Annotated in this window: 27 protein-coding genes; 1 reads left to right on the top strand and 26 read right to left on the bottom strand. The window is 43.4% G+C overall.

Annotated elements, in window-relative coordinates:
* From AWH49_RS18565 to AWH49_RS18555, 3 genes are read right to left on the bottom strand one after another with little or no spacing between them, the layout of a single operon-like run.
* Window positions 1–393: a methylglyoxal synthase gene (locus AWH49_RS18565; protein ID WP_063966892.1), complete on the bottom strand. Its 393-nt coding sequence runs from the start codon at window positions 391–393 to the stop codon at window positions 1–3.
* A 15-nt stretch (window positions 394–408) separates the two neighbouring features.
* A complete protein-coding gene (dapB, locus tag AWH49_RS18560) occupies window positions 409–1,206 on the bottom strand; it encodes a 4-hydroxy-tetrahydrodipicolinate reductase (RefSeq protein ID WP_034285943.1) in 798 nt (265 codons plus the stop codon).
* A complete protein-coding gene (locus tag AWH49_RS18555; RefSeq protein ID WP_034286755.1) occupies window positions 1,203–1,526 on the bottom strand; it encodes a nucleotide pyrophosphohydrolase in 324 nt (107 codons plus the stop codon). The genes dapB and AWH49_RS18555 overlap by 4 nt, the downstream gene beginning before the upstream one ends.
* Before the next feature lie 107 nt (window positions 1,527–1,633).
* Between AWH49_RS18555 and AWH49_RS18550 the strand changes: the two genes are divergently transcribed.
* Window positions 1,634–2,503 carry a YitT family protein gene (locus AWH49_RS18550; protein ID WP_034285946.1) on the top strand — a complete coding sequence of 290 codons (870 nt, stop codon included), beginning with the start codon at window positions 1,634–1,636 and terminating at the stop codon, window positions 2,501–2,503.
* 38 nt (window positions 2,504–2,541) lie between these two features.
* Here the strand turns inward: AWH49_RS18550 and AWH49_RS18545 are convergent, their stop codons facing one another.
* The 23 genes from AWH49_RS18545 to spoIVA form a co-directional block, all read right to left on the bottom strand.
* Entirely contained in the window at window positions 2,542–3,222 is a 681-nt protein-coding gene (locus AWH49_RS18545; RefSeq protein ID WP_034285948.1) for a zinc metallopeptidase, read from the bottom strand.
* A 72-nt stretch (window positions 3,223–3,294) separates the two neighbouring features.
* Window positions 3,295–3,501 carry a sporulation protein YpjB gene (locus tag AWH49_RS18540; protein ID WP_018393775.1) on the bottom strand — a complete coding sequence of 69 codons (207 nt, stop codon included), beginning with the start codon at window positions 3,499–3,501 and terminating at the stop codon, window positions 3,295–3,297.
* 60 nt (window positions 3,502–3,561) lie between these two features.
* Entirely contained in the window at window positions 3,562–4,149 is a 588-nt protein-coding gene (gene lhaT / locus AWH49_RS18535) for a lipoprotein heptaprenylglyceryl N-acetyltransferase LhaT (protein WP_169816016.1), read from the bottom strand.
* 52 nt (window positions 4,150–4,201) lie between these two features.
* Window positions 4,202–4,969, bottom strand: coding sequence for a menaquinol-cytochrome c reductase cytochrome b/c subunit (locus AWH49_RS18530; RefSeq protein WP_018393777.1), 768 nt, complete (start codon window positions 4,967–4,969; stop codon window positions 4,202–4,204).
* A gap of 45 nt (window positions 4,970–5,014) precedes the next feature.
* A complete protein-coding gene (qcrB, locus tag AWH49_RS18525; protein WP_018393778.1) occupies window positions 5,015–5,689 on the bottom strand; it encodes a menaquinol-cytochrome c reductase cytochrome b subunit in 675 nt (224 codons plus the stop codon).
* Window positions 5,690–5,703: 14 nt separating this feature from the next.
* Window positions 5,704–6,207: a Rieske (2Fe-2S) protein gene (locus AWH49_RS18520; RefSeq protein WP_018393779.1), complete on the bottom strand. Its 504-nt coding sequence runs from the start codon at window positions 6,205–6,207 to the stop codon at window positions 5,704–5,706.
* A gap of 153 nt (window positions 6,208–6,360) precedes the next feature.
* Window positions 6,361–6,822, bottom strand: a complete 462-nt coding sequence (locus AWH49_RS18515; protein ID WP_063966923.1) for a YpiF family protein — start codon at window positions 6,820–6,822, stop codon at window positions 6,361–6,363.
* 87 nt (window positions 6,823–6,909) lie between these two features.
* Entirely contained in the window at window positions 6,910–7,473 is a 564-nt protein-coding gene (locus tag AWH49_RS18510; RefSeq protein ID WP_063966890.1) for a ReoY family proteolytic degradation factor, read from the bottom strand.
* Between the two features lie 19 nt (window positions 7,474–7,492).
* The gene (locus tag AWH49_RS18505; RefSeq protein ID WP_063966889.1) at window positions 7,493–8,761 is read right to left on the bottom strand and encodes a tetratricopeptide repeat protein; all 1,269 of its coding nucleotides are present in this window, start codon (window positions 8,759–8,761) and stop codon (window positions 7,493–7,495) included.
* 159 nt (window positions 8,762–8,920) lie between these two features.
* Complete coding sequence (gene aroA / locus AWH49_RS18500; RefSeq protein WP_034285954.1) at window positions 8,921–10,198, bottom strand: 3-phosphoshikimate 1-carboxyvinyltransferase; 1,278 nt, start codon at window positions 10,196–10,198, stop codon at window positions 8,921–8,923.
* Window positions 10,199–10,214: 16 nt separating this feature from the next.
* The gene (locus tag AWH49_RS18495; protein WP_034285955.1) at window positions 10,215–11,318 is read right to left on the bottom strand and encodes a prephenate dehydrogenase; all 1,104 of its coding nucleotides are present in this window, start codon (window positions 11,316–11,318) and stop codon (window positions 10,215–10,217) included.
* A 15-nt stretch (window positions 11,319–11,333) separates the two neighbouring features.
* On the bottom strand, window positions 11,334–12,431 hold the full coding sequence (hisC, locus tag AWH49_RS18490; RefSeq protein WP_034285957.1) for a histidinol-phosphate transaminase: 1,098 nt from the start codon (window positions 12,429–12,431) through the stop codon (window positions 11,334–11,336).
* Between the two features lie 15 nt (window positions 12,432–12,446).
* The gene (gene aroH, locus AWH49_RS18485) at window positions 12,447–12,818 is read right to left on the bottom strand and encodes a chorismate mutase (protein ID WP_063966888.1); all 372 of its coding nucleotides are present in this window, start codon (window positions 12,816–12,818) and stop codon (window positions 12,447–12,449) included.
* Entirely contained in the window at window positions 12,812–13,906 is a 1,095-nt protein-coding gene (aroB, locus tag AWH49_RS18480) for a 3-dehydroquinate synthase (RefSeq protein WP_063966887.1), read from the bottom strand. Before aroB ends, aroH begins: the two co-directional genes overlap by 7 nt.
* Window positions 13,907–13,909: 3 nt before the next feature.
* The gene (aroC, locus tag AWH49_RS18475; RefSeq protein ID WP_034285961.1) at window positions 13,910–15,085 is read right to left on the bottom strand and encodes a chorismate synthase; all 1,176 of its coding nucleotides are present in this window, start codon (window positions 15,083–15,085) and stop codon (window positions 13,910–13,912) included.
* A gap of 150 nt (window positions 15,086–15,235) precedes the next feature.
* Window positions 15,236–16,006: a CheR family methyltransferase gene (locus AWH49_RS18470; RefSeq protein ID WP_063966922.1), complete on the bottom strand. Its 771-nt coding sequence runs from the start codon at window positions 16,004–16,006 to the stop codon at window positions 15,236–15,238.
* Window positions 16,007–16,131: 125 nt separating this feature from the next.
* Window positions 16,132–16,578 (bottom strand): nucleoside-diphosphate kinase, encoded by a 447-nt coding sequence (ndk, locus tag AWH49_RS18465; protein ID WP_018393790.1) that lies wholly within the window; start codon window positions 16,576–16,578, stop codon window positions 16,132–16,134.
* A gap of 96 nt (window positions 16,579–16,674) precedes the next feature.
* Window positions 16,675–17,637, bottom strand: a complete 963-nt coding sequence (gene hepT, locus AWH49_RS18460) for a heptaprenyl diphosphate synthase component II (protein WP_063966886.1) — start codon at window positions 17,635–17,637, stop codon at window positions 16,675–16,677.
* Between the two features lie 24 nt (window positions 17,638–17,661).
* Window positions 17,662–18,366, bottom strand: coding sequence for a demethylmenaquinone methyltransferase (locus AWH49_RS18455; protein WP_063966885.1), 705 nt, complete (start codon window positions 18,364–18,366; stop codon window positions 17,662–17,664).
* A gap of 4 nt (window positions 18,367–18,370) precedes the next feature.
* On the bottom strand, window positions 18,371–19,126 hold the full coding sequence (locus tag AWH49_RS18450; protein WP_018393793.1) for a heptaprenyl diphosphate synthase component 1: 756 nt from the start codon (window positions 19,124–19,126) through the stop codon (window positions 18,371–18,373).
* An 88-nt stretch (window positions 19,127–19,214) separates the two neighbouring features.
* Window positions 19,215–19,784, bottom strand: a complete 570-nt coding sequence (gene folE, locus AWH49_RS18445; protein WP_018393794.1) for a GTP cyclohydrolase I FolE — start codon at window positions 19,782–19,784, stop codon at window positions 19,215–19,217.
* A gap of 154 nt (window positions 19,785–19,938) precedes the next feature.
* Window positions 19,939–20,211, bottom strand: a complete 273-nt coding sequence (locus AWH49_RS18440) for an HU family DNA-binding protein (protein WP_018393795.1) — start codon at window positions 20,209–20,211, stop codon at window positions 19,939–19,941.
* Between the two features lie 176 nt (window positions 20,212–20,387).
* Entirely contained in the window at window positions 20,388–21,863 is a 1,476-nt protein-coding gene (gene spoIVA, locus AWH49_RS18435; RefSeq protein WP_018393796.1) for a stage IV sporulation protein A, read from the bottom strand.
* Window positions 21,864–21,951: the final 88 nt, after the last annotated feature.

Below are 21,951 nucleotides of genomic sequence, written 5' to 3'. Positions count from 1 at the left end.
TTATTCGCCTGCCGTTCCCTCACTCATCTCTGCTAAAATACCATTTACGATTGCGCGCGCTGTTCCAATGTTTGTCGCAAGCGGAACCGCATATACGTCGCAAAGACGCAAGAGCGCCGTTACATCCGGCTCATGCGGCTGTGCTGTTAACGGGTCACGGAAGAAAAAAACAAAATCAATTTCGCCACGGGCAACGCGGGCACCAATTTCCTGATCGCCCCCGAGCGGCCCTGATTGAAAACGATGTACATCAAGAGCGGTTGCCTCCATAATTCTAGTACCGGTCGTACCAGTCGCGAATAATGAATGCAAACCAAATACATCTTTATGAAGTGAAACAAACTCGATTAAAGCATCTTTCTTTTTATCATGTGCAATAAGTGCAATATTCATAAATAAACCCCTCCATTAATCAAGAATATTTTCAAGGCCGTACACAAGCGTTTTCGTTTTCATGACCGTTTCGACACACACTTTTACGCCGGACATAAAGGACGCCCGATTGTATGAATCGTGACGGATTGTGAGCGTTTCACCATCTGCACCAAATAATACTTGCTGATGGGCAATTAATCCCGGCAGGCGAACACTATGAATGTGCATTCCGTTCATTTCCGCCCCTCGCGCACCTGGAATCGTTTCTTTTTCTTCTGGGTGGCCTTGCCGCTTCGGTTCGCGCACGTCATTAATCATTTGGGCTGTTTTCACCGCTGTACCAGACGGCGCATCCAATTTTTTGTCATGATGCAATTCAATGATTTCCACGTCGTCAAAGTATTTTGCAGCCAATTGTGAAAATTTCATCATTAACACGGCACCTATGGCAAAGTTCGGCGCGATAATGCAGCCAAGTTCTTTTGATTCTGATAACTCTTTTAACTCCTGAAGCTGTTCATCAGTAAATCCCGTTGTACCAACAACGGGACGAATACCATGCTCCAGCGCTGCTTTCGTATGTATATAGCCAAATTCAGGCGTCGTCAAGTCAATTAATACATCGGCTAATTGATCTGCAAAACAGTCGCGTACATCTGTATAAATTGGTGCGTCTGATCCTTTAAATCCGATATCTGACAACGTTTCGCCGCCGTGTTTCCGATCAAGCGCTGCCACTAATTCAAATTCTGGTGTGTCCATCACCATTTTTACTGCTTCTTCTCCCATGCGGCCTCGTGGACCTGCAATAATGACACGAATACTGCTCATTGTTGTTCCTCCTCGATTTTCGTCCAGCGGTCTTTATCTCTCGTCTGGAATTTATTCATAACCCGATCATGTGCTGTCTGCAAGTCGATATCAAGCGAATTTGCTAGACAAATCGCCACAAACAAAACATCGCCGAGTTCTTCTTCAATCGTCTTTTCTTCTTCTGTCGATTTTTTCGGCTTTTCCCCGTAATAATGGTTTACTTCACGCGCAAGCTCACCTAACTCTTCTGTCAAGCGCGCCATCATCGCGAGTGGACTGAAATAACCTTCTTTAAACTGGCCGATATAATCATCGACTTCTTTTTGCATGCTTCGCATTGATTTTTCCACTTTATTCACCACTTTCTTTACCTATGTTACTAATTATAAACGGACGGCGCAATTTTTTTCTGCTTATCGTTATAATAAAAGGAAGGAGGGATTTTATGTTGTTTAGCATGCGTTTCAAAAATATCTTATTTATTTTACTGGGTTCGGCTATTTTTTCATTCGGACTCGTTCATTTTAACATGCAAAACAATCTTGCAGAAGGCGGATTCACTGGTATTACGCTTTTATTATACAGCTTTTTTCATATTAATCCGGCATATTCTAACCTTTTGTTGAATATTCCGCTTTTTTTTATCGGATGGAAATTGCTCGGACGTGTGTCATTTTATTACACACTCATCGGCACGTTTAGCGTCTCACTTTTTTTGTGGATTTTTCAGCGCTGGCAGTTTCACATTCCACTTCATGACGATCTGTTTCTTGCAGCTTTATTTGCTGGTGTTTTTATCGGTGTCGGGCTCGGTATTACGTTCCGCTATGGCGGCACAACCGGCGGCGTCGATATCATCGCACGGCTTTTGCATAAATACCGGCAGATCAGCATGGGGAAAACAATGTTTATTTTTGATGCATGCGTCATCCTTGCCTCTCTCCTCACCTACATTGATTACCGAGAAGCGATGTATACGCTTGTCGCCGTATTCACTGGTGCACGCGTCATTGACTTCATGCAAGATGGGGCGTATGCAGCGCGCGGTGCGATGATTATTTCCAATCAAAATGAGGAGATTGCCGCTGAAATAAACAAGCGGATGGAGCGTGGCGTTACCATTTTAAAAGGATACGGCTCCTACACAAAACAACCGCGTGATGTGCTTTACTGTGTCGTCGGCAAAAATGAAATTGTCCGATTAAAAAATATGATTCACGCTGTTGATCCGCATGCATTTGTATCCGTTACAGTCGTTCATGACGTATTTGGCGAAGGATTCACGCTTGATGAAAACAAACAGCCGATCCAATGACAAAAGCACCGAAATCATGAAGATTCCGGTGCTTTTGATTAATCATCACTTTGCTGCATACCTGTATACATTAAGATCAATCGCACAAGTTCAAGTACGGCAACTGCTGCAGCGGCAACATATGTCATCGCAGCAGCATTTAACACTTTCCGTGCTTCCCGTTCTTCGTCATTCCGGATAATCCCGGATGAAACAATTTGATTCATTGCACGGTTGGAAGCGTTAAATTCTACCGGCAATGTGATTACCTGGAACAATACACCCGCTGCCATTAGAACAATACCGAGCAACAGCATGTTTGTCATTGTGGAAAAGATACCGATCATAATAAACACCCATGATAAGTTTGAACTGATATTCGCTACCGGGACAAGTGCATGACGGAAACGAAGGAACGCATATGCTTCTTTATCTTGAATGGCATGACCGACTTCATGCGCTGCGACAGCGGCACCAGCAATCGAATGACCGTGAAAGTTGTTTGATGATAAATGAACTGTTTTCGTCATCGGGTTATAATGATCGCTCAAAAATCCTCGTGTCTCCACTACGTTTACTTGCTGCAATCCATTGTCATCGAGAATACGTCTCGCTGTTTGTGCGCCAGTAATACCTGTGGAAGCCGGTACTTGTGAATATTTTTTGTACGTACTTTTCACCTTAAATTGCGCCCATAATGGTACGATAATAATGATCGCAAAGTATAGTAGAAAACTCATTTACTTCTGTCTACCTCCATGTGTAATGTCGTATTTTGTTACTATTATTGTACCGATCTATTCCCCTATACGTCAATGTTTACGCTTCATCACTTCTTCTTTTTTCATTCCTTTATACTTTTTTCTTCCTGTATATACAAGTGCCGCAATGATCACACCGCCGGTCAGCGCCGTTACATGAACGAGCTGTTCTTTTTCTTTCGGCTTCATCTCTTCGGCGCCGCTCACTGGAACAAATACGAGAAGGAAACTCCATATAAAGACGATGATTTTATCCATCTCCACTCCCCCCATCCACATGTCATAGTATATGCAGGTGGATGGAGAAAAGATGATGACTTATCGCCAGGTTGTCCGGCTTGATCTGACGCACATGTACCATGTGACAAAAATCGATATAATGCTAAGCCAGAATGTAAAATAGCCAATCTCTTGAATGTACAAATGAAGCTGTGAATAAACGGGATACTGCATATATACGTAATCAATGATTTCATTATGTAGAGTCCAGGTAGCCGCAATCATCAGATGGATGACTTTCACCTTGAAAAATGGTGCATATAACAGTCCCTGTATCGCCATACCGAAATGAGAGGCGACAAGCATCCAGCCGAGCCACGAGAGGTGCCCCGTCACGATTAATGTCAATATATTCATCACAACGGCCCATATCCCGTATTTAAATAGCGTCATGACAGCGAGTGCCTGTATAAGACCCCACCCGCGTCCAATCAGCAAGCCGAACAAGGCTACCGTAAAAAACAAACTTGCTGTCGGGCTATCCGGCACAAACGGCAGGTAAATCGCCGGTGTCTGCTCAAGCTGAGGCATATACCAAATATATCCGTAAACAGTACCTACTAAGTTGACCAAAAACAGTGTCCACATAAACGAACGGTTTGACAAAAAGAAGTACAGCATCGGCAATCCTCCATAAAAAAAGAACCACCGAACAAATCCGGCAGTCCTTTCTTTTTTATTATTTTGCTTCAAGCGTTGAAATGAATTCAGACAATTTAACGAGATCTTCTTCATTGCCTTTATACATTCCGGCAGGCATTCCACCTCGACCGTTTTTCGCTATTTCAGCAATTTCTTCCGGCTTCAATCCGGTGCCAACGAGTGACGGAGCAGCTGCCCCTCCGGATAATGTATCACCATGACAGTTAATACAACCGTTTTCTTGATAAATTTTGAATCCATCCGAATTTGTGTCAATCTCTGCTTCTTCTACGATGGCTCCCATTGCTTCTTTCGCTTCCCAGTCAACTGCATCGGCTGATTCCCAAGTAAGGTAAATAACCGCTGCAAATGAAAGCAGCATAAACCCTGTCGCGAATGGACGTTGCGTTGGACGGCGTTTGGGTCCACGATCGATAAACGGAGCAAGCATTAAGCCTCCAAATGCAAGACCTGGAATAATAAAACCGCCAATTACGTTGTATGGACCCGAAGCATATGTGTATTTAAGCAATTGATAAAGAAACAAGAAATACCAGTCAGGCAGTGGAAGATAGCCTGTATCGGTCGGATCTGCTACACGCTCAAGCGGTGATGGATGAGCGATTGTTACGCATAAATAACCAATTAGGAATACGGCCCCGACCATCCATTCCTTCAAAAGGAAGTTTGGCCAGAAAGCTTCTGTTTTGCCCGGATATTCCGAATAATCTTTTGGTATATTTGGTTTTCGTTCTGACGGTATACGTGAGTCGCCGACGAACTTCATCCCTTTTCCACGATGCATTGTGTCCCCTCCTTCTTTTTTAAAAAATAACGGTTAATTTATTTTTTACAATGGTCCTGAAATACCTTGTTTGCGGATCATGATAAAGTGACCTGCCATTAAAGCAAGAAGAGCCGCCGGCAAGAAGAACACATGAATCGCAAAGAAACGAGTTAACGTTTGCGCACCGATAATATCAGGATGTCCAGCAAGCAATACTTTCAGTTCATGACCGATCAGCGGTGTTGAAGCCGCAATCTCGATTCCTACTTTTGTAGCAAATAGTGCTTTCATATCCCAAGGAAGCAAGTAACCTGTGAAACCAAGACCGAGCATGACGAAGAAAATAAGTACGCCGACAACCCAGTTCAATTCACGCGGCTTTTTGTACGCTCCCTGGAAGAATACACGTAACGTATGTAAAAACATCATAACGATAACGAGGCTCGCACCCCAGTGATGCATACCACGTACAATTACACCAAAAGCAACTTCATTTTGTAAATAATAAACAGATTCCCATGCATTTTTAATGTCTGGCACATAGTACATTGTCAAGAACATACCTGACAAAATTTGAATGACAGTGACAAAAAACGTCAGACCGCCAAAACAGTATACAAATGCCGAAAAATGATGGGCCGGGTTTACGTGCTCAGGCACTTCATGGTCAGCAATATCACGCCACATTGGCGTAATATCGAGACGTTCGTCAACCCAGTCATAAATTTTATTAAGCATTTATTACGCCTCCTTTACACGTTGTTTGCCTCCGGTTTGCCAAGTTGCAGCAAGCCGCCTTTTTCAGCTGTTGGATAAACATCAAGCGGTTTAAGCGGTGGTGTTCCTGGTATGTTCTTTCCGTTCTTTTCGTACATGCCATTGTGACATGGACAGAAAAACTTGTCTTTATGATCGTTTCCTTCCCAGCTGACTGTGCAGCCAAGATGTTTACACACCGGTGATAATGCAACAATTTCGCCTTTGTCATTTTTGTATACCCAGGCGGTGTGCGTTACTTCAGATGTGTACCATGCATCGGTTTGCTCATAAGAAAAGTCGACGCGTACAGGTGTATCCGTTAATTCAGATACTTTTTGCTGTGTCGGATGATATTCGCCGGCTGCTTCTCCTTTCAGCACTGGATCTACAGCGAAACGCACCATCGGCATCAACATCCCTGCTGCCATGAAACCGCCTACACCCGTTAGTGTGTAGTTCAGGAACTGACGTCTTGATACAGGTTGTTTTTTACTCATTCTTTTCCCCCCTCTATACAATAAGCTTCGCCCTCGACGGACCGTGTATGAGCATAAACATAAACTAGGACATCATTATGATAATCTATACAGCGTAACAGGTCAATATCATCCGGAATGAAAACAGATATTAGGTTGTGACGATTTTTTGAATTATGATACACTTTCCTGCCATTTCTGTACAATAATATTGACAATTTGCTTCGCCTGATTTTCAATGAGTGAATATTTCACACTTTCCTCCATATCACCAAGTGGTACAGACGGCACCCAAATAACAGCCGCACCCGTTTCTTGTTCCCTTTCTCTCCATCGACTATCTGATGTGAAAAAGAAGACATGTTTAAATCCAACCTTTTTCAGCCTTCCTGTCCACTCAGCAGCATCGCTTACCAATTCATCACGATCCGGCAAGTAGGCATGCGGCGGTGTGACGAGCAAACGCCCTTTAAATTGTTTTTCAAGAAATGTGACGAGCAGTTGAATAAATTCATACTGTTCCGCTGCCCCAATCATACCCGAACCAAAGTCAGCTGGCACAACAGGTACAATGGCCGTGTCAATATACTCTTTTTGCTGCAAAAAAAGAGCTGTATCTTTCCCGTTCCAGTTCATTTTTTTCACCTCTTTTTTTATCATACACTCCCTTTTCTGCTGTTGCAAACATGAGTGCGGGGCAAATGGCAAAAGAAAAACGCCTGTTTAATTATCAGACGTTTTGATGTGTTTTGCTAGATCATTTAATTGATCAGTCAACTGTAAAAATTGTTCTTTGTCTCCGCAATCAAGCGCTTCATCAATTTTTTCATTAAGCCTATCCCGTTGAAATTCATAGACGCTCCATTTCAAAAACTGTTCTGCCAGTTCTTTTTCTTTTTCTGTTAACCTCATCTGCTTTGGCATAAAAGGATTTTCTTCTCGAACGGCTGCGTATTGGTGCGACTGAGGAGCACCGTTAAACTTCAATTCAATAAAAATGTCTTCTTCTTTATTTAAACGTATATCATGAAACGATTTCTCCGCGTCTGTTGTCATAATATTGTCTTTAAAAAAACGAAACGGCGCGCTGTCTACACAGTGTGCAGACATAATCATGCCGCGCGGGCAATATTGGGCATCATCGACAAAGTGCACATTTTCCATCAGCTGGTCGTGGCTCATTAAATAGTTTAAAATCCAGACGGATTCTCTTCTTTTCAACTGATAATGATTTAAAAACCAGCGGATAAAATCTTTTTTCTCATGAGCAGAAACCGGGGCAGTCATTACCATCACTCCCAATCACTTAGTATACATCCATTTTAAGACGATCGACTAAATCTATCCATTCATCATTTTGCGGCTCTTCTTTTAAAAGCATTTCGAATATGGCAAGCGCGTCAGCACGACGTCCTTCTTCAAGTAAAAAATATCCATATTCCGATAAAAATTCCGTGTTTTCTTTTAATATAGGGAACAACTGTGCATACAGTTCGCCGGCTTCTTCATATTCTTCCAGACGCTCGGCCGCACGCGTCGCATCCCATAAAAGAAGAGGTTCTGCACTGCCTGATTCACGGAACATCGAGACGATTTCAAGCACTCCCGCGTATTGTTCTTTTTTCATTAAAAGCGCATTTAACGCAAGTGCCGCTTCCGTATATTCTGGGTCAAGGGCTAACGATTCGCGTAAATGAGATTCTCCTTCTTCTTCCATTCCGCTTTTCAATGCCAGTTTGCCGGCAAGCAAATACAATTCTTTTTGGTACGTATCACGGGCAAGGCCGGATCTTGCCGCTTCAAGGGCTAAGTCGATTTCTTCTTCCATTTCATATGCACGGGCAAGGTGCAAATAAATAGAATGGTAATCCGGGTCCAGTTCAGCTGCTTCTGTTAATTTAATCGCCGCGAGTTTATACTGTCCTGCTTGAAATGCAGTGAAACCGTACATGAAGAGCGTGTCGACATCCACTTTTGAATCAAGCGCTTTTTTATAGAACGGCAGACTTTCTTCAAACGCTCCGCCGGCACTGTATGCTTCGGCTAATCGTTTATAAATCAAAATGCCAGCGATCTCAGTTTCATTCGCTTCAGCAAGCGTCTCATATTGCCTCACCGCTTCCAAAAACTTGCCTTCTTCCAAATATAATTCACCGAGTGCAAGATTTATGATTAGCTCGTCCGGCTCTACACGCTGCGCTTTCAATAATTTTTGTTCACTTACTTCATACAGCCCTTGCATTTGATAGATGTCTGCCAGAACGAGCAGCGAGCGTGCATAAAACGGATCGGTATCATCAATTTCCTCCAGAATATTCATCGCTTCTTCTTCTCGGTCCATCTCGACCAGTGTCTCGGCTAATAGCAGCGACAACTCGCCTTCTCCCGGAAATGACTCTAGGAGAACCATGAAAAGCTGTCGTGCTTCATCTAAAAAACCTAGCTGGAGCAATTGCTCACCCAGCATGAATTGTTCTTCTGCGTCGCTTGAGGCAAGTACACTCTCATACAGTGAAGACGCCTTTTCCATGTCTCCCTGTTCAAGATGTGCAATCATTTTCTCTGCATTTATCATACATATTCGCCTCTTCTTTCATCAAACTTCTTTTCTTGATTCTTTATTTTAATCAAACACATTCAAATCATCAACTTTTTCGCTTGTATTGTTAATTCTATTCTTTTTGTTCATTTCCTTCTTTTTATAAACTGGAAAAACGTCCTCGACAAGAGGACGTTATTTGATCAGCTGATTCACATGTTCGAAAAATTCCGGATAAGATACCGCAATAGCTTCAGGATTCTCAAGCTTGACTTCTCCATCTGCAATAAGTGCTGCAATGGCCATGACCATACCAATACGGTGATCACCGTGAGAAGAAACAGATCCACCGTGCAGCTTCGATTTCCCTCGAATGATCATTCCATCATCGGTCGCTTCAATGTCTGCACCGAGTTTTTTCAACTCATCGACAACCGTGTCGATCCGATTCGTCTCTTTTACTTTTAACTCTTCCGCATCGCGAATAATGGTTTCACCTTCTGCTTGCGTAGCCAGAAGCGCTATAACCGGTATTTCATCAATTAAGCGAGGAATAAGTGCTCCGCTAATTTCGGTTCCTTTTAATTTGGATGTACGGACTGTAATCGTGCCAATTTCTTCGCCTTTAAAAGATGTTTTTTCAATCGTCATATCGGCACCCATTTGTTTGAATACATCAACAATTCCAGTACGCGTTTCATTTAATCCGGTATTCAGAAGAACAATCTCGCTATCTGGAGCAATGGCAGCAGCAACCATAAAAAACGCTGCAGAAGAAATATCGCCTGGTACGTATACATCGGTTCCTTTAAAAGACTGACCACCTTTAATGATGATGCGGTCTCCTTCACGGCGGACGATACCGCCAAACTGTTCAATCATTTTTTCCGTGTGGTCACGCGTCGCTTCTGGCTCGATAATAACGGATTCACCTTCTGCCTGCAGTGCGGCGAAAATAACAGCTGATTTTACTTGGGCGCTCGCGACAGGAAGCCTGTATTCTATCGTCTTTAGCTTGCTGCCTCGGATGGAGAGCGGCGTAAACCGTCCATTATCGCGTCCCGCTATATCCGCTCCCATTGATGCTAGCGGCACCGTTACACGATCCATCGGGCGTCTAGCAATCGATTCATCGCCAATCATGACCGAATGGAACGGCAATCCTGCAAGAATGCCCAGCATAAGACGTGTTGTCGTCCCCGAGTTACCTGTATCGAGAATCGACGACGGTTCTTTTAATCCATCCCATCCTGTCCCATGAACAATAATTTCTTCGTCTGTTTCTTCAATCTCTACGCCAAGTTTGCGGAAGCAATCAATTGTACTTAAACAGTCTTCCCCTTTTAAAAAGTGACGAATGACCGTTTTTCCATTTGCAAGCGCACCGAACATAATCGAGCGATGCGAGATGGATTTATCGCCAGGCACTTCAATTCTCCCGCCAAGAGACGGTTGTCCGAAATTCAGTTTCATCTGTTCATACCCTCTCTTATGCTAAATATAAGTCGTACGTCGTTTTTTGCTCAATGCAGATTTTTGCACGTAAGCGATCTTTTTCATTTTGAAAACTAATGACAAGAACACCGAATACATCTTCGCGTGTTTCCATAATGCGAATGTTTGTAATACTGATGCGCTCTTCAGCCAAATAGGCAGTCAACTCCGATATAACCCCCGGATAATCGGGTACATCCACGTACAGCTCGTAAAAAGAAGGAATCGCACCTTGTGAACGAATCGGCAAGGAATCACGAAATGTTTTGGCATCATCAAAATAACGATACAACCCATCCGCATCTTCTTTTTCTAAAATAGAAAGGACGTCATTCATTTCATCGCGCCAGTCCGCCAGAAGCGTAAGCAACATCTCTTTATTATGAAGCGAAATGTCTTTCCACATTTCTGGATTAGATGACGCAATGCGCGTAATATCTCTAAATCCACCAGCTGCTAGCCGTTCAATTAGCGGGTTTTCATCGTTAAATTTTCGCGCTTGGTGAACGAGGGAAGCGGCAATAATATGCGGAAAGTGGCTAATGACACCCGTCATTTCATCATGCTGCTCTGCTGTTACTTCCATTATTTTTGCCCGCGTGCCTTCCAACCATTTTTTTAAAATAGCCATATTCTTTTCTTCTGCCGATTTTGGTGGCGTCAACAAATAAAACGCATTTTCAAAAAGCAATTCTTTTGCTGCTGCAACACCGCTTTTATGCGATCCCGCCATTGGGTGGCCGCCGATAAATGCAATGCCTTTCTCTTCTAATACACGTGCCCGCTTCATAATACGGCTTTTCGTACTGCCTGTATCCGTAATTAATACACCTTTTTTTAGTGGAAGTGATGCCAGATGCTCAATCATATACTCCGTCTGCAAAACAGGCACAGCAATAATGATTAAATCTGCAGTAGCTGCACCAGCTTCAAATGAGGCCGCTTTTTCATCAATAATATTAAGCGCGTCCGCAAGCCCCAGTTCGGATTCGCGTAAATCAAATCCGATAATATGTGCCTGTGGATGGGCTTTTTTAATCGCCTTAGCAAGTGATCCACCAATTAAGCCAAGGCCTGCAATAAACACATTTCCCCTCATAGGCGAGTACACCTTCTATCTCTTCACAGTTTCTGTCAAAAAGCTTTTCATCGCTCTCATGACGCCTTCGTTTTGTTCTTTTGAACCGACTGTTACCCGGACAGTGCCTGGAACGCCAAGCGCTGCACCCGATCGGACGATGTAGCCTTTTGACATTAAATATTCAAACAGTTCATCGCTATCACATTTAAAATCGATCAAAATGAAGTTAGCTTCAGACGGATAATAATCTAAGTTTTCTTCCTTGCAAAATGCATAGAACTGTTCTAAGCCCGCTTTGTTTTCAGAGCTGCACATCTCAATAAATGATTGATCACTGATAGCTGCTGCTGCCGTCTGCTGTCCAAGTGTGTTTACATTGAACGGTTCACGAACAGGATCAAGCTGCGCGATTAATGACTCATCCGCAAAGCCGTAACCGACACGAAATGCCGCAAGACCGTAAATTTTTGAAAATGTGCGAAGAACGATCACATTCTTATATTGCTTGATGATTTCACGTGCGTCGAAGTAATCTTCTGCTGTAACATACTCATAATACGCTTCATCAAGCACAACGAATACATCTTGTGGTACGCGGTCTAAAAATGCGCGAAGCTCGTTGTCTGTAATATGTATGCCAGTCGGATTATTCGGGCTGCACAGCCAGACAATTGCTGTGTTTTCATCAATCGCATCAGCCATCTTATCAAGGTCATGTGCGCCTTCTAAAAGCTCAATTTCACGAACTTCCGCGCCTTCAACAACGGCATTATGACGATACTGAGGAAATGTTGGCGTCGGCATCACCGTATTTTTACCTGGTTCTAGCATAGCACGGGAAATCATTAAAATAATTTCATCGGAACCGTTGCCGAAAATAAGCTGCTTTTCATCGAGTTGTAAAAATTCAGCCATCACTGTGCGTAGACTACCTGTGTAGCCATCCGGATAAATCGCGAACGAATCAGCATATGCATGAATGCACTCTTTCACTTTTTCTGATGATCCAAATGGATTTTCATTCGATGCCAGTTTCACAACTTCTTTCAATCCATATGCTTTTTTTACATCGTCTGTCGTCCGTCCTGGCTGATAAGCTTTTAATGATAACATCTGCTCTTTCCATTTCATATTTGCGGTCCCCTTTCAATTTGTTGATTGCTGTAAATCTGGACGCAAAACGACTGCATCCTCTAAATAGATATGGCGAATATCTTTTTGCGCGACTTCTGTGTTCACGTGCATCATAATGCGAATGCATTTCTCTAAGCCGCCTTTTATCGCCAATTCCTGCATACACATGACAGGCACATATTCCCATCCTTTTAATTGGCGAAGAGCACGTGCTGGAAACATTGCATCTAGATCATCTGTTGCTGAAATAAAAGCCGAGCATACACTATCCGGTTCAATCTTGTTTTGTTCAATCATGTCCGTAATCAAACGTTCTGTTGCTTCTATCATTTCTGCACCATCGTTTTGTTTCACCGTGATGGCCCCGCGAATTCCTCTTACCAATGCACGGCCTCCTTTCGAAATTGTTCATCTATTTTCTGCAATTCTTCTTTCGTCATATCCGTCACGTATGGGTGACCAATTTTATTTAATAAAACAAATCGAACCGTGCCGCCAAACGCTTTTTTATCACGCGTCATGACGTCGTATATGTCATCAAATGAAAACGCTATTCCCGATTCAACTGGATAGCCTATCGCTTTTAGCCATACAGCAAAGGACGGAATGTCGAACGACAGACCATTTTTTGATGCTGATGCATATAGGGCAAAAATCATTCCACAAGCAATCGCTTCTCCATGTGCTACATTGCCGTAGCCTGATAATGATTCAATCGCATGACCATACGTGTGACCAAAGTTTAAATACGCACGCACGCCTGTTTCAAGTTCATCTTCTTTCACGATCGCCCCTTTAATTTCAATGCCTCGCTTCAAGCTATGTTCCAGAAAAGAACCAGCGATGGCCTTTACATCGTTCACGTTCGCGCGAATGTCATGATATAGTTCCACATCAGCGATTAATGCATGTTTAATCACTTCTGCAAAACCACTTCTCGTTTCTTTTTCAGACAGCGAGTGCAAAAACAGCGTGTCGTACATAACCGCTTCTGGCTGATGAAATGCGCCGATCATGTTTTTACCGAGCGGATGATTGACAGCTGTTTTCCCACCGACTGCACTGTCATGCGCTAAGATCGTTGTCGGCACTTGAATAAACGGAATGCCACGCATATACGCTGCAGCACAAAAGCCAGCTAGATCCCCACATGCGCCGCCGCCAAATGCAACGACGAGTGAACGACGGTCAAGTGCACATTCGAGCATTCGTGTTAAACACTGTTCAAATACGCTGAATGATTTCGCTGATTCTCCCGCCGGTACATTATGCCAGTCAGCTGGAATCCCTTCAGGCAATCCTGACTCGAGACGTGCTCCATGAATCGTACGCACCAATTCATCTGCAATGATAAATAATCGCGTCGGCTTTTGTTTCATTTCGTCGATGAAAGAAGCGATCGCATTGATCGCTCCCTCACCGATGATGACAGGATATGTTTTGTTCACTGTTTCTATCATCACTTGGTTCATTCATTAAAACTCCTTTGCGTACTGCTTATGATCCTCAATCTGCCGAATAAGGGCATCCATCCGGTCACCGTTAAACTGCTCTAAAATGGCCTGTGCAAGCTCCCATGCAACCGCTGCTTCTGCCACAACGGCTGCTGCCGGTACCGCACAGCTGTCCGAGCGCTCAATGCTTGCAGTAAACGTTTCTTTCGTGTCAATATCTACGCTCTCAAGCGGTTTATAAAGCGTCGGAATCGGCTTCATGACACCACGTACAACGATTGGCATTCCATTTGTCATGCCGCCTTCAAATCCGCCAAGGCGATTCGTTTTTCGGTAAAAGCCTTTTTCTTCGTTCCAGGTAATTTCATCATGCACTTCACTGCCAAATTTATGGGCTGCTTCAAAGCCAATGCCTATTTCCACGCCTTTAAACGCATTTATGCTAACGATGGCTGCTGCGACCTTTGCATCAAGCTTTCGATCGTAATGCACGTAACTTCCTACGCCAATCGGCATTCCTTCTGCGATGACTTCCACCACGCCTCCGATTGAGTCACCATTTTTCTTTGCGTTATCAATCGCTTCGATCATTTTCTGCGCTGCGTCTTCGTCTAAACAGCGGACAGACGATTCTTCGCTGCGCTCTTGCAGCTCTTGAATTGTATTAAATTGAATATTTTCTGCACGGATGCCACCAATTTCAATGACATGAGATGCAATTTCAATACCGAGCAGTTTCAACAGCTTTTTCGCTGCAGCACCAGCTGCTACACGGACTGTCGTTTCACGTGCAGATGAGCGCTCAAGTACGTTTCGCATATCTCGGTGTCCATATTTAATACCACCGTTTAGGTCCGCATGTCCCGGACGGGGACGGGTAATTTGACGCTTCACTTCCTCAGCCGCTTCTTCTCCTTCAAGCGGTTCAATGCCCATAATTTTTGTCCAATGTTTCCAGTCATCATTTTCAACAACGAGCGTAACTGGAGAACCGAGCGTTGCACCATGGCGCACCCCGGATTTGATCGCGACTAAATCTTTTTCAATCTGCATACGACGTCCGCGGCCATGCCCTTTTTGACGGCGCAGTAAATCAATGTTAATGTCTTCGGCTAAAAGCTCCATTCCCGCTGGCAGCCCTTCAATAATCGCTGTCAACTGTGGGCCATGTGATTCCCCTGCTGTTAAATATCTCATTTTCCTTCTCCCTTCAGTACGTTAAAGCGGTTATGTACTACTATATCATATTTTATTTTTGTGGAACAGCCGAAACGACTGTTTTTGAGCATTTTATCACAATTCCATGTTTATTTGTGACAAATTTAAAAAGCCGTTACGGCCCCTGCTTTACCCTTTTTTATAAAAAAACGTATCTTCTACTTCAAACCCATATCGCTCCGGATTAAAAATCTGTTCTGTACTGCCGACAAACAGAACGCCGCCGGGACGTAGTGCTGAATTGAATTTATGGTACAGCCTATCTTTTGCTTCTTCTGTAAAATAAATCATAACGTTCCGGCAGACAATTAAATCATAGCCTGATTCGAATCGATCGGACAGCAAATTTTGCTGCTTAAATGTTACTGTACGTTTAATTTCATCAGCTATTTTAAAATACTGTCCTTCTTCTCGAAAAAATTTTTTCCTCACTGCATCCGGTACTTCTTCCAATGAGCGCTCGGAATAAACACCTATTTTCGCTTTTTGAATCACGTTCTGATCAAGGTCTGTTGCTTGCACCTTTACCGCGGACAGTGGCATAACATTCGAAGACACCATGGCCATTGTATACGGCTCTTCTCCTGTCGAACATGCCGCGCTCCATACTTTTAAGCGGCTGTTTTCTTTGAGAAGGCGCGGCAAGATTTTTTTCTCCAGCACGTCCCAACGTTTCCTATTTCGGTAAAATTCCGACACATTTATCGTCATCCGGTCCAGAAATTCATTCATCATATCTTGATTACTGCCTAATGCGTCGAAAAAAGCCGAGAATGATTGGTAGCCTTTTTTTTCATAAAGTGACGTTAGCCGCCGTTTCATCTGAGCTTCTTTATATAGAGAAAGGTCAATTCCTGTTTTCTTTTTAATGGACGAAACAAACTTTTCGTAATCGTCTATTTCACTCACCCTTTCCCAAGTCGATTCAGTCTACCTTTTATTATAGCTGAATTTAGGAAAAGTAGTGGTATCATTTTCACACAAAAAAAGCTTTCAGCCTCAAAAACAGCTAAAAGCTTTCAAAATTAATATACCCATTCAGAACCAGACTTTTGATAGTGTGTCAGTTCTTCTTCTTTAAAGAAAATACCGATTTCACGAGCTGCGCTTTCTGGAGAATCAGAACCATGAATGATGTTTTTGCCAACACTTACTGCATAATCACCGCGGATTGTTGCTGGTGCTGCATCTTTCGGGTTTGTAGCACCCATCATTTGACGCGCAGTCGCGATGACATTCTCGCCTTCCCACACCATCGCAAAAACAGGACCGGATGTAATGAAATCCACAAGTTCACCGAAAAAAGGACGTTCTTTATGCTCACCATAATGCTTTTCCGCTGTTTCGCGTGATACGTGCATTAGTTTTGCTCCAACAAGACGGAATCCCTTTTTCTCAAAACGTGCTGTAATTTCACCGATTAATCCGCGTTGTACGCCATCCGGTTTAACCATTAAGTATGTTTTTTCCATCTTTCATCACTCCTAAAGTTATGTATACCGCTTTCATGCGGACATGATGAATCGTATCATTTTCATTGTAAATTTACAACGCTTTCATGGAAAAAATCAATATTTTCTGCGGCCTATAAAGTGGGCTATTTCACGGAGCGAATTTTGATGACGTCCCGGTGGAAGTTCATCTAGAATAGCCAGTGCGCGGTGTAAATAACGGCGGCTTAATTCATTTGATCGTTCGATTGCATCGCTTTGCTTCAACAAGAAAATAATTTCATTAATATCCCGTCTATCTGTATGGGCGGAAACATCTACAATGCGGCTGCGCAGTTCATCTTGCTCCATTGCATACAAAACAGGCAATGTAATATTCCCTTGTAAAAGATCACTGCCGGCCGGTTTCCCTAGTTCTTTTTCACTACCAGTAAAATCGAGTATATCATCGGTAATTTGGAATGACATCCCTACGTTATAGCCAAACTCGTACAGTTTACGATGAACGTGAGCAGGCGCTCCTGCAGTAATCGCACCGAGTTGACAACTAGTACCAATTAAAATCGCCGTTTTCCGTTTGATTCGGCGCAAATAGTCACGCAAATGTTGATCATACCGGTATTTATCTTGAATTTGTACAATTTCGCCAATGCACAGTTCTGTCATCGTATGTGACAAAATTTGATGGACTTCCGGATCATCTATTTGTGCCATACATTCAAGTGCTGCTGCAAAAATAAAATCCCCTGTATACATGGCAACACGGTTATCCCATTTTGCTTTCACCGTCTTTTCTCCACGCCGTATAACCGCGTCATCGATGACATCATCATGAACGAGCGAAGCCATATGAATTAATTCAAGTGCGGCAGCGGCATACTTTATCCGGTGAATATCGTATTCGCCAAATTTCGCGCCGAGCAAAAGCAAAACCGGACGAATTCGTTTTCCACCTGCCTTGAGCAAATGAACAGATGCCTCTTCTAATATAGGAGAGTGAGATTTCACCGCGCGTTCGAGTTCTTTTTCGATTAAATCAATATCCGCTTTCATAAGCGAATAGATCAGTTTAATATTCATTCTTTTCTTCACCCGGCTTTTGATCTATTGTTTATTCCCATAGTGTGTCGCCGCCACGCCTCCTGTATGTGGCTTGAAGCGTACGTTTGTAAATCCCGCCTGCTGAAACATCCGTGCCAATTCTTTCATATCAGGAAAGTGACGGGCAGATTCTTGCAGCCACGAATATTCATCATAGCTTTTAGCAAACAAACGGCCAATTGCCGGCATCACATAGCGGAAATACAATGTATATCCTTCTTTGAAAACCGGCAGCTCCGGCTGACTCGTTTCTAGACACACGGCCATGCCGCCTGGTTTTAACACACGATTCATCTCTTTGAGCACCTGCATATAATCTGGCACATTGCGAAGACCAAAACCGATTGTGACATAATCAAACGTATTATCTTCAAACGGCAGTTCCATTGCGTTGCCATGAATAAGCTCTACTTGATCCAAATGTGCCGCCTGCACTTTTTCTTCGCCAACTCGCAGCATATTTTTACTGAAGTCGATCCCTTTAACAGTGCCTTCTTTACCGACTGCTTCGGCAAGAGCCATCGTCCAGTCTGCCGTACCGCAGCAAACATCAAGCGCTGAAGATCCGGCCGGCACATTCATGATTTTCATTGTTTCTTTGCGCCACCGTTTATGCTGCTGAAAACTGATGACAGAATTCATTTTATCGTAATTCCCATAGATTTTTTCAAACACATGGTGGACTTTTTCTTCTTTCGATTGCTGCATGTCGTCACCCTTCTTCCGCATATCGAAGTTCACGGTCAAATATACGGTCATATTCTGCCTGTACAACGGCTGCTGTCTGCTTATCCAGCTTTTGTATATGCATAAGAATACTGCTTTCAAGCTCGTATAAATAGCTCTTTATTTCATCTATCACATGGGAGGAATGATTGAGCATATGAAGAAGCACACCGTATACAATAAATGGATTTTCCATTTCATTACGAAGACGTTCCGCCGTCAATAATAAAGACATCGCTTCAATTAAATTATCATCCGCCTCATTTTCTACGCAGACAGCACGAATAATATTCGATTCAATCACGCGTACAGTATGGAACACATCTGCTGATGACGTACATTCTTTCTGGTGAAGCGCTGTTTTCATTTCGTTTACTTGTTTAACAGCTTCAGCCAACATACTAACGTAATGAATACATCCCGCTTCTGCCAGTGTCCGGTAGTACATTCCGCTGAAATAATCACCTGCTAGGGCAATTAACTGATCCTTTTGCGTGATCTCCGTCAAGATTGGTGCAATCTGATCGTGCGTATCAAGGGCCAGTTGAATGATTATAGCAGCTGTCATTTGCTTTCGTACTTGAAGTGTTGTTCGTTCCTTGTCTGTAAATGCCAGCATCAAAGCAGATACCCGCAGAGAGTTAATGTCGGGAGCACCGATCACTTTGACCAAAGATGACTGTGAACACGTCCGTCTAATTTCCTCCACTAGCGCTTTCTGTTCAATTTGCCACTCATCCATCTCTAAAACCCCTCAATCTCAAATCAAATCATTGTTTTTTTATTTCCCGTTCAATTAAAAACAAGTACAGTATACCATAAGTCGCTCATTATGACGATCGAATGAGCGCAAGGAGTTCTGTCCGAAGCTGTGAATCATTTTCATAGCGGCCTCGTGCTGCTGTCGTCACTGTCTTCGCACCCGGCTTCTTCACGCCACGCATCGCCATACACATATGCTCTGCTTCTACAATCACCATCGCACCATGCGGCTCCAGCATTTCCATAATGGCATTTGCAACTTCATTTGTAATCCGTTCTTGCAGCTGCGGGCGCCGTGCCACCGTTTCAACAGCACGAGCTAGTTTGCTAAGACCCGTTACCTTTCCGCCTTTTGGCAGGTAGGCGACATGGGCATGGCCAAAAAATGGGACGAGGTGATGCTCACACATCGAATAGAACGGAATATCCTTTACAAGCACAAGCTCTTCATACTGCTCTTCAAAGACCGTTTCAAAATATTCTTTTGGATCCGTATGAAGACCAGAAAAAGCTTCTTCATACATTTTCGCTACCCTTTTTGGTGTATCCTGTAGGCCTTCACGGTCCGGATTTTCTCCCACTGCTTCTAAAATGAGGCGCACAGCCTCTTGAATTTTGGCATGATCTACTCTATCCATTCTAATCACTCCTGTATATGCTCAATGCGTTTATTTATGTACTGTTATACATATTAGCATACCAATTCATTGTCCGGCAAAGAGAAGTTGTTCATAAAAAACGGGACCGCCCTTAATAGAGCAGTCCCATCTACAGCCTCAATTGGCTATGTACTTATTTAACTGCATCTTTTAAAGCTTTACCCGGTTTGAATGCAGGTACTTTACTTGCAGCGATTTCGATTTCTTCACCTGTTTGTGGATTGCGTCCTTTACGTGCAGAACGTTCGCGTACTTCGAAATTTCCGAAACCAATCAATTGTACTTTGTCGCCTTTTGCCAATGTGTTCTGGATGGCATCGAAAAGAGCATCCACCGCTTTCGTAGCGTCTTTCTTTGAAAGTTCTGCTGTTTCTGCCACTTCATTGATTAAATCAGTTTTATTCATGCCATTCACCTCCTCCTGGATAGGACCCGATAAACATTGTTGTATCAATGTTTTACCGTAATTCTGTTAAAAGATTATCACATGTGTTCGGTCATATCAAGTAGAATCCCCCTCAAACGTTCAATTTCACCGTTTTCATACAAAAAAGACTCTCGAGATCGAGAGCCTGACCGTTTTCATAGTAAAATAGCAATCATGCCGCCCGATCCTTCATTAATGATTTTCTCAAGTGTATCTTTTAATTTATAGCGTGCATTGTCTGGCATAAGAGATACTTTTGATTGGATACCCTCACGGACAATCGAGCTTAAATTGCGCCCGAAAATATCGCTTTCCCAAACGGACAATGGATCTTCATCATAGTTTTTCATGACGTGCTGTACAAGTTCTTCACTTTGTTTTTCTGTCCCTATAATAGGAGAGAATTCTGAGTCTACATCGACTTTAATCATATGAATGGACGGTGCGACCGCTCTTATTCTGACACCATATCTTGAACCATGACGAATAATTTCAGGTTCTTCAAGGCGCATATCCGCAAGCGACGGCACCGCAACACCATATCCCGTCTGTCTCACCATATTCACGGCTTCTTCCACCTGTCCGTATTCTTCTTTAATACGGGCGTAATGCTGCATAATTTCCAGCAAGTGTTCTTTGCCGCGCAGCGGTTCGCCAATAATTTCATTGACGATTGTTTCATACAAACCGTCCGGTGCGTTCAAATTAATTTCTGCAACCCCCTGGCCCATGTCCATCCCAGTTAAAACGGCTGATTGGATATACTCGCCGCCGCCAAATTGATCGACGACACGATTGACATCGCGAAGTCGCTTAATATCTTTCACTGTTTCTTTGACCATATCATTATAACGGTCACGCAGCCAGTGTGATTCGTCAAGTGCCATAATCCAGGAAGGCAAGTGTACGTTCACTTCATGGACCGGGAACTCAAACAGCGCTTCTTGCAGCACGTGCAGCACATTCGACTCTGTCATCGCTTCCACAGACATTGCCAGTACCGGAATATCGTATTTCTCACTTAATTCTTGTTGTAACTGTGCCGTTTCTACATGATCGGGTCTTGCCGTATTAATAATGACAATAAACGGTTTACCAACTTCTTTGAGCCCTTCAATCGCTTTTTCTTCCGCTTCTACATATACGCTCCGTCTTATTTCGCCAAACGATCCATCTGTTGTGACCACAACACCGATTGTCGAATGCTCTTCAATCACTTTGCGCGTTCCGATATCAGCCGCTTCATGAAAAGGGACTGGCTCATCGAACCACGGCGTTTGAATCATGCGCGGGCCATGTTCATCTTCATACCCTATCGCTTCCGGAATAACATAGCCAACACAGTCAACGAGCCGGATGTTTACTTGTACACCGCCTGCCTGCACTGCAGCCGCACGGCTTGGAACAAATTTCGGTTCAGTCGTCATGATCGTTTTACCGGATGCGCTTTGCGGCAGCTCGTCCTGTGCTCTACGCCGCTCTGATTCACTGTCCATATTCGGTAAGACGAGCAGTTCCATAAAACGCTTAATGAATGTTGATTTTCCCGTCCGAACAGCACCAACCACGCCTAAGTAAATATCTCCTTCCGTTCGCTCTGCTATATCTTTCATCAGCTCTGCCTTTTCCATGAGGAGCCCCCTTCCGTACTTAACGGCCCGTCCGCCGTCAACAATACATTGTATGAACGTGTGCCTGTCTTTATGAAAAAAAGAAGCC

Origin of the sequence: Domibacillus aminovorans, assembly GCF_001643235.1 — a bacterium.
Taxonomy (GTDB): domain Bacteria; phylum Bacillota; class Bacilli; order Bacillales; family Domibacillaceae; genus Domibacillus; species Domibacillus aminovorans.
This window is presented reverse-complemented; position numbering and strand designations above follow the sequence as displayed.

Bases quoted from the DNA above. Each gene is read 5' to 3' on its own strand.
- AWH49_RS18565 (WP_063966892.1), bottom strand. From the start codon at position 393: ATGAATATTGCACTTATTGCACATGATAAAAAGAAAGATGCTTTAATC.
- dapB (WP_034285943.1), bottom strand. From the start codon at position 1,206: ATGAGCAGTATTCGTGTCATTATTGCAGGTCCACGAGGCCGCATGGGA.
- AWH49_RS18555 (WP_034286755.1), bottom strand. From the start codon at position 1,526: ATGCGAAGCATGCAAAAAGAAGTCGATGATTATATCGGCCAGTTTAAA.
- AWH49_RS18550 (WP_034285946.1), top strand. From the start codon at position 1,634: ATGTTGTTTAGCATGCGTTTCAAAAATATCTTATTTATTTTACTGGGT.
- AWH49_RS18545 (WP_034285948.1), bottom strand. From the start codon at position 3,222: ATGAGTTTTCTACTATACTTTGCGATCATTATTATCGTACCATTATGG.
- AWH49_RS18540 (WP_018393775.1), bottom strand. From the start codon at position 3,501: ATGGATAAAATCATCGTCTTTATATGGAGTTTCCTTCTCGTATTTGTT.
- AWH49_RS18530 (WP_018393777.1), bottom strand. From the start codon at position 4,969: ATGCATCGTGGAAAAGGGATGAAGTTCGTCGGCGACTCACGTATACCG.
- qcrB (WP_018393778.1), bottom strand. From the start codon at position 5,689: ATGCTTAATAAAATTTATGACTGGGTTGACGAACGTCTCGATATTACG.
- AWH49_RS18520 (WP_018393779.1), bottom strand. From the start codon at position 6,207: ATGAGTAAAAAACAACCTGTATCAAGACGTCAGTTCCTGAACTACACA.
- AWH49_RS18515 (WP_063966923.1), bottom strand. From the start codon at position 6,822: ATGAACTGGAACGGGAAAGATACAGCTCTTTTTTTGCAGCAAAAAGAG.
- AWH49_RS18510 (WP_063966890.1), bottom strand. From the start codon at position 7,473: ATGACTGCCCCGGTTTCTGCTCATGAGAAAAAAGATTTTATCCGCTGG.
- AWH49_RS18505 (WP_063966889.1), bottom strand. From the start codon at position 8,761: ATGATAAATGCAGAGAAAATGATTGCACATCTTGAACAGGGAGACATG.
- aroA (WP_034285954.1), bottom strand. From the start codon at position 10,198: ATGAAACTGAATTTCGGACAACCGTCTCTTGGCGGGAGAATTGAAGTG.
- AWH49_RS18495 (WP_034285955.1), bottom strand. From the start codon at position 11,318: ATGAGGGGAAATGTGTTTATTGCAGGCCTTGGCTTAATTGGTGGATCA.
- hisC (WP_034285957.1), bottom strand. From the start codon at position 12,431: ATGAAATGGAAAGAGCAGATGTTATCATTAAAAGCTTATCAGCCAGGA.
- aroB (WP_063966887.1), bottom strand. From the start codon at position 13,906: ATGAACCAAGTGATGATAGAAACAGTGAACAAAACATATCCTGTCATC.
- aroC (WP_034285961.1), bottom strand. From the start codon at position 15,085: ATGAGATATTTAACAGCAGGGGAATCACATGGCCCACAGTTGACAGCG.
- ndk (WP_018393790.1), bottom strand. From the start codon at position 16,578: ATGGAAAAAACATACTTAATGGTTAAACCGGATGGCGTACAACGCGGA.
- hepT (WP_063966886.1), bottom strand. From the start codon at position 17,637: ATGAATATTAAACTGATCTATTCGCTTATGAAAGCGGATATTGATTTA.
- AWH49_RS18455 (WP_063966885.1), bottom strand. From the start codon at position 18,366: ATGCAGCAATCGAAAGAAGAAAAAGTCCACCATGTGTTTGAAAAAATC.
- AWH49_RS18450 (WP_018393793.1), bottom strand. From the start codon at position 19,126: ATGGATGAGTGGCAAATTGAACAGAAAGCGCTAGTGGAGGAAATTAGA.
- folE (WP_018393794.1), bottom strand. From the start codon at position 19,784: ATGGATAGAGTAGATCATGCCAAAATTCAAGAGGCTGTGCGCCTCATT.
- AWH49_RS18440 (WP_018393795.1), bottom strand. From the start codon at position 20,211: ATGAATAAAACTGATTTAATCAATGAAGTGGCAGAAACAGCAGAACTT.
- spoIVA (WP_018393796.1), bottom strand. From the start codon at position 21,863: ATGGAAAAGGCAGAGCTGATGAAAGATATAGCAGAGCGAACGGAAGGA.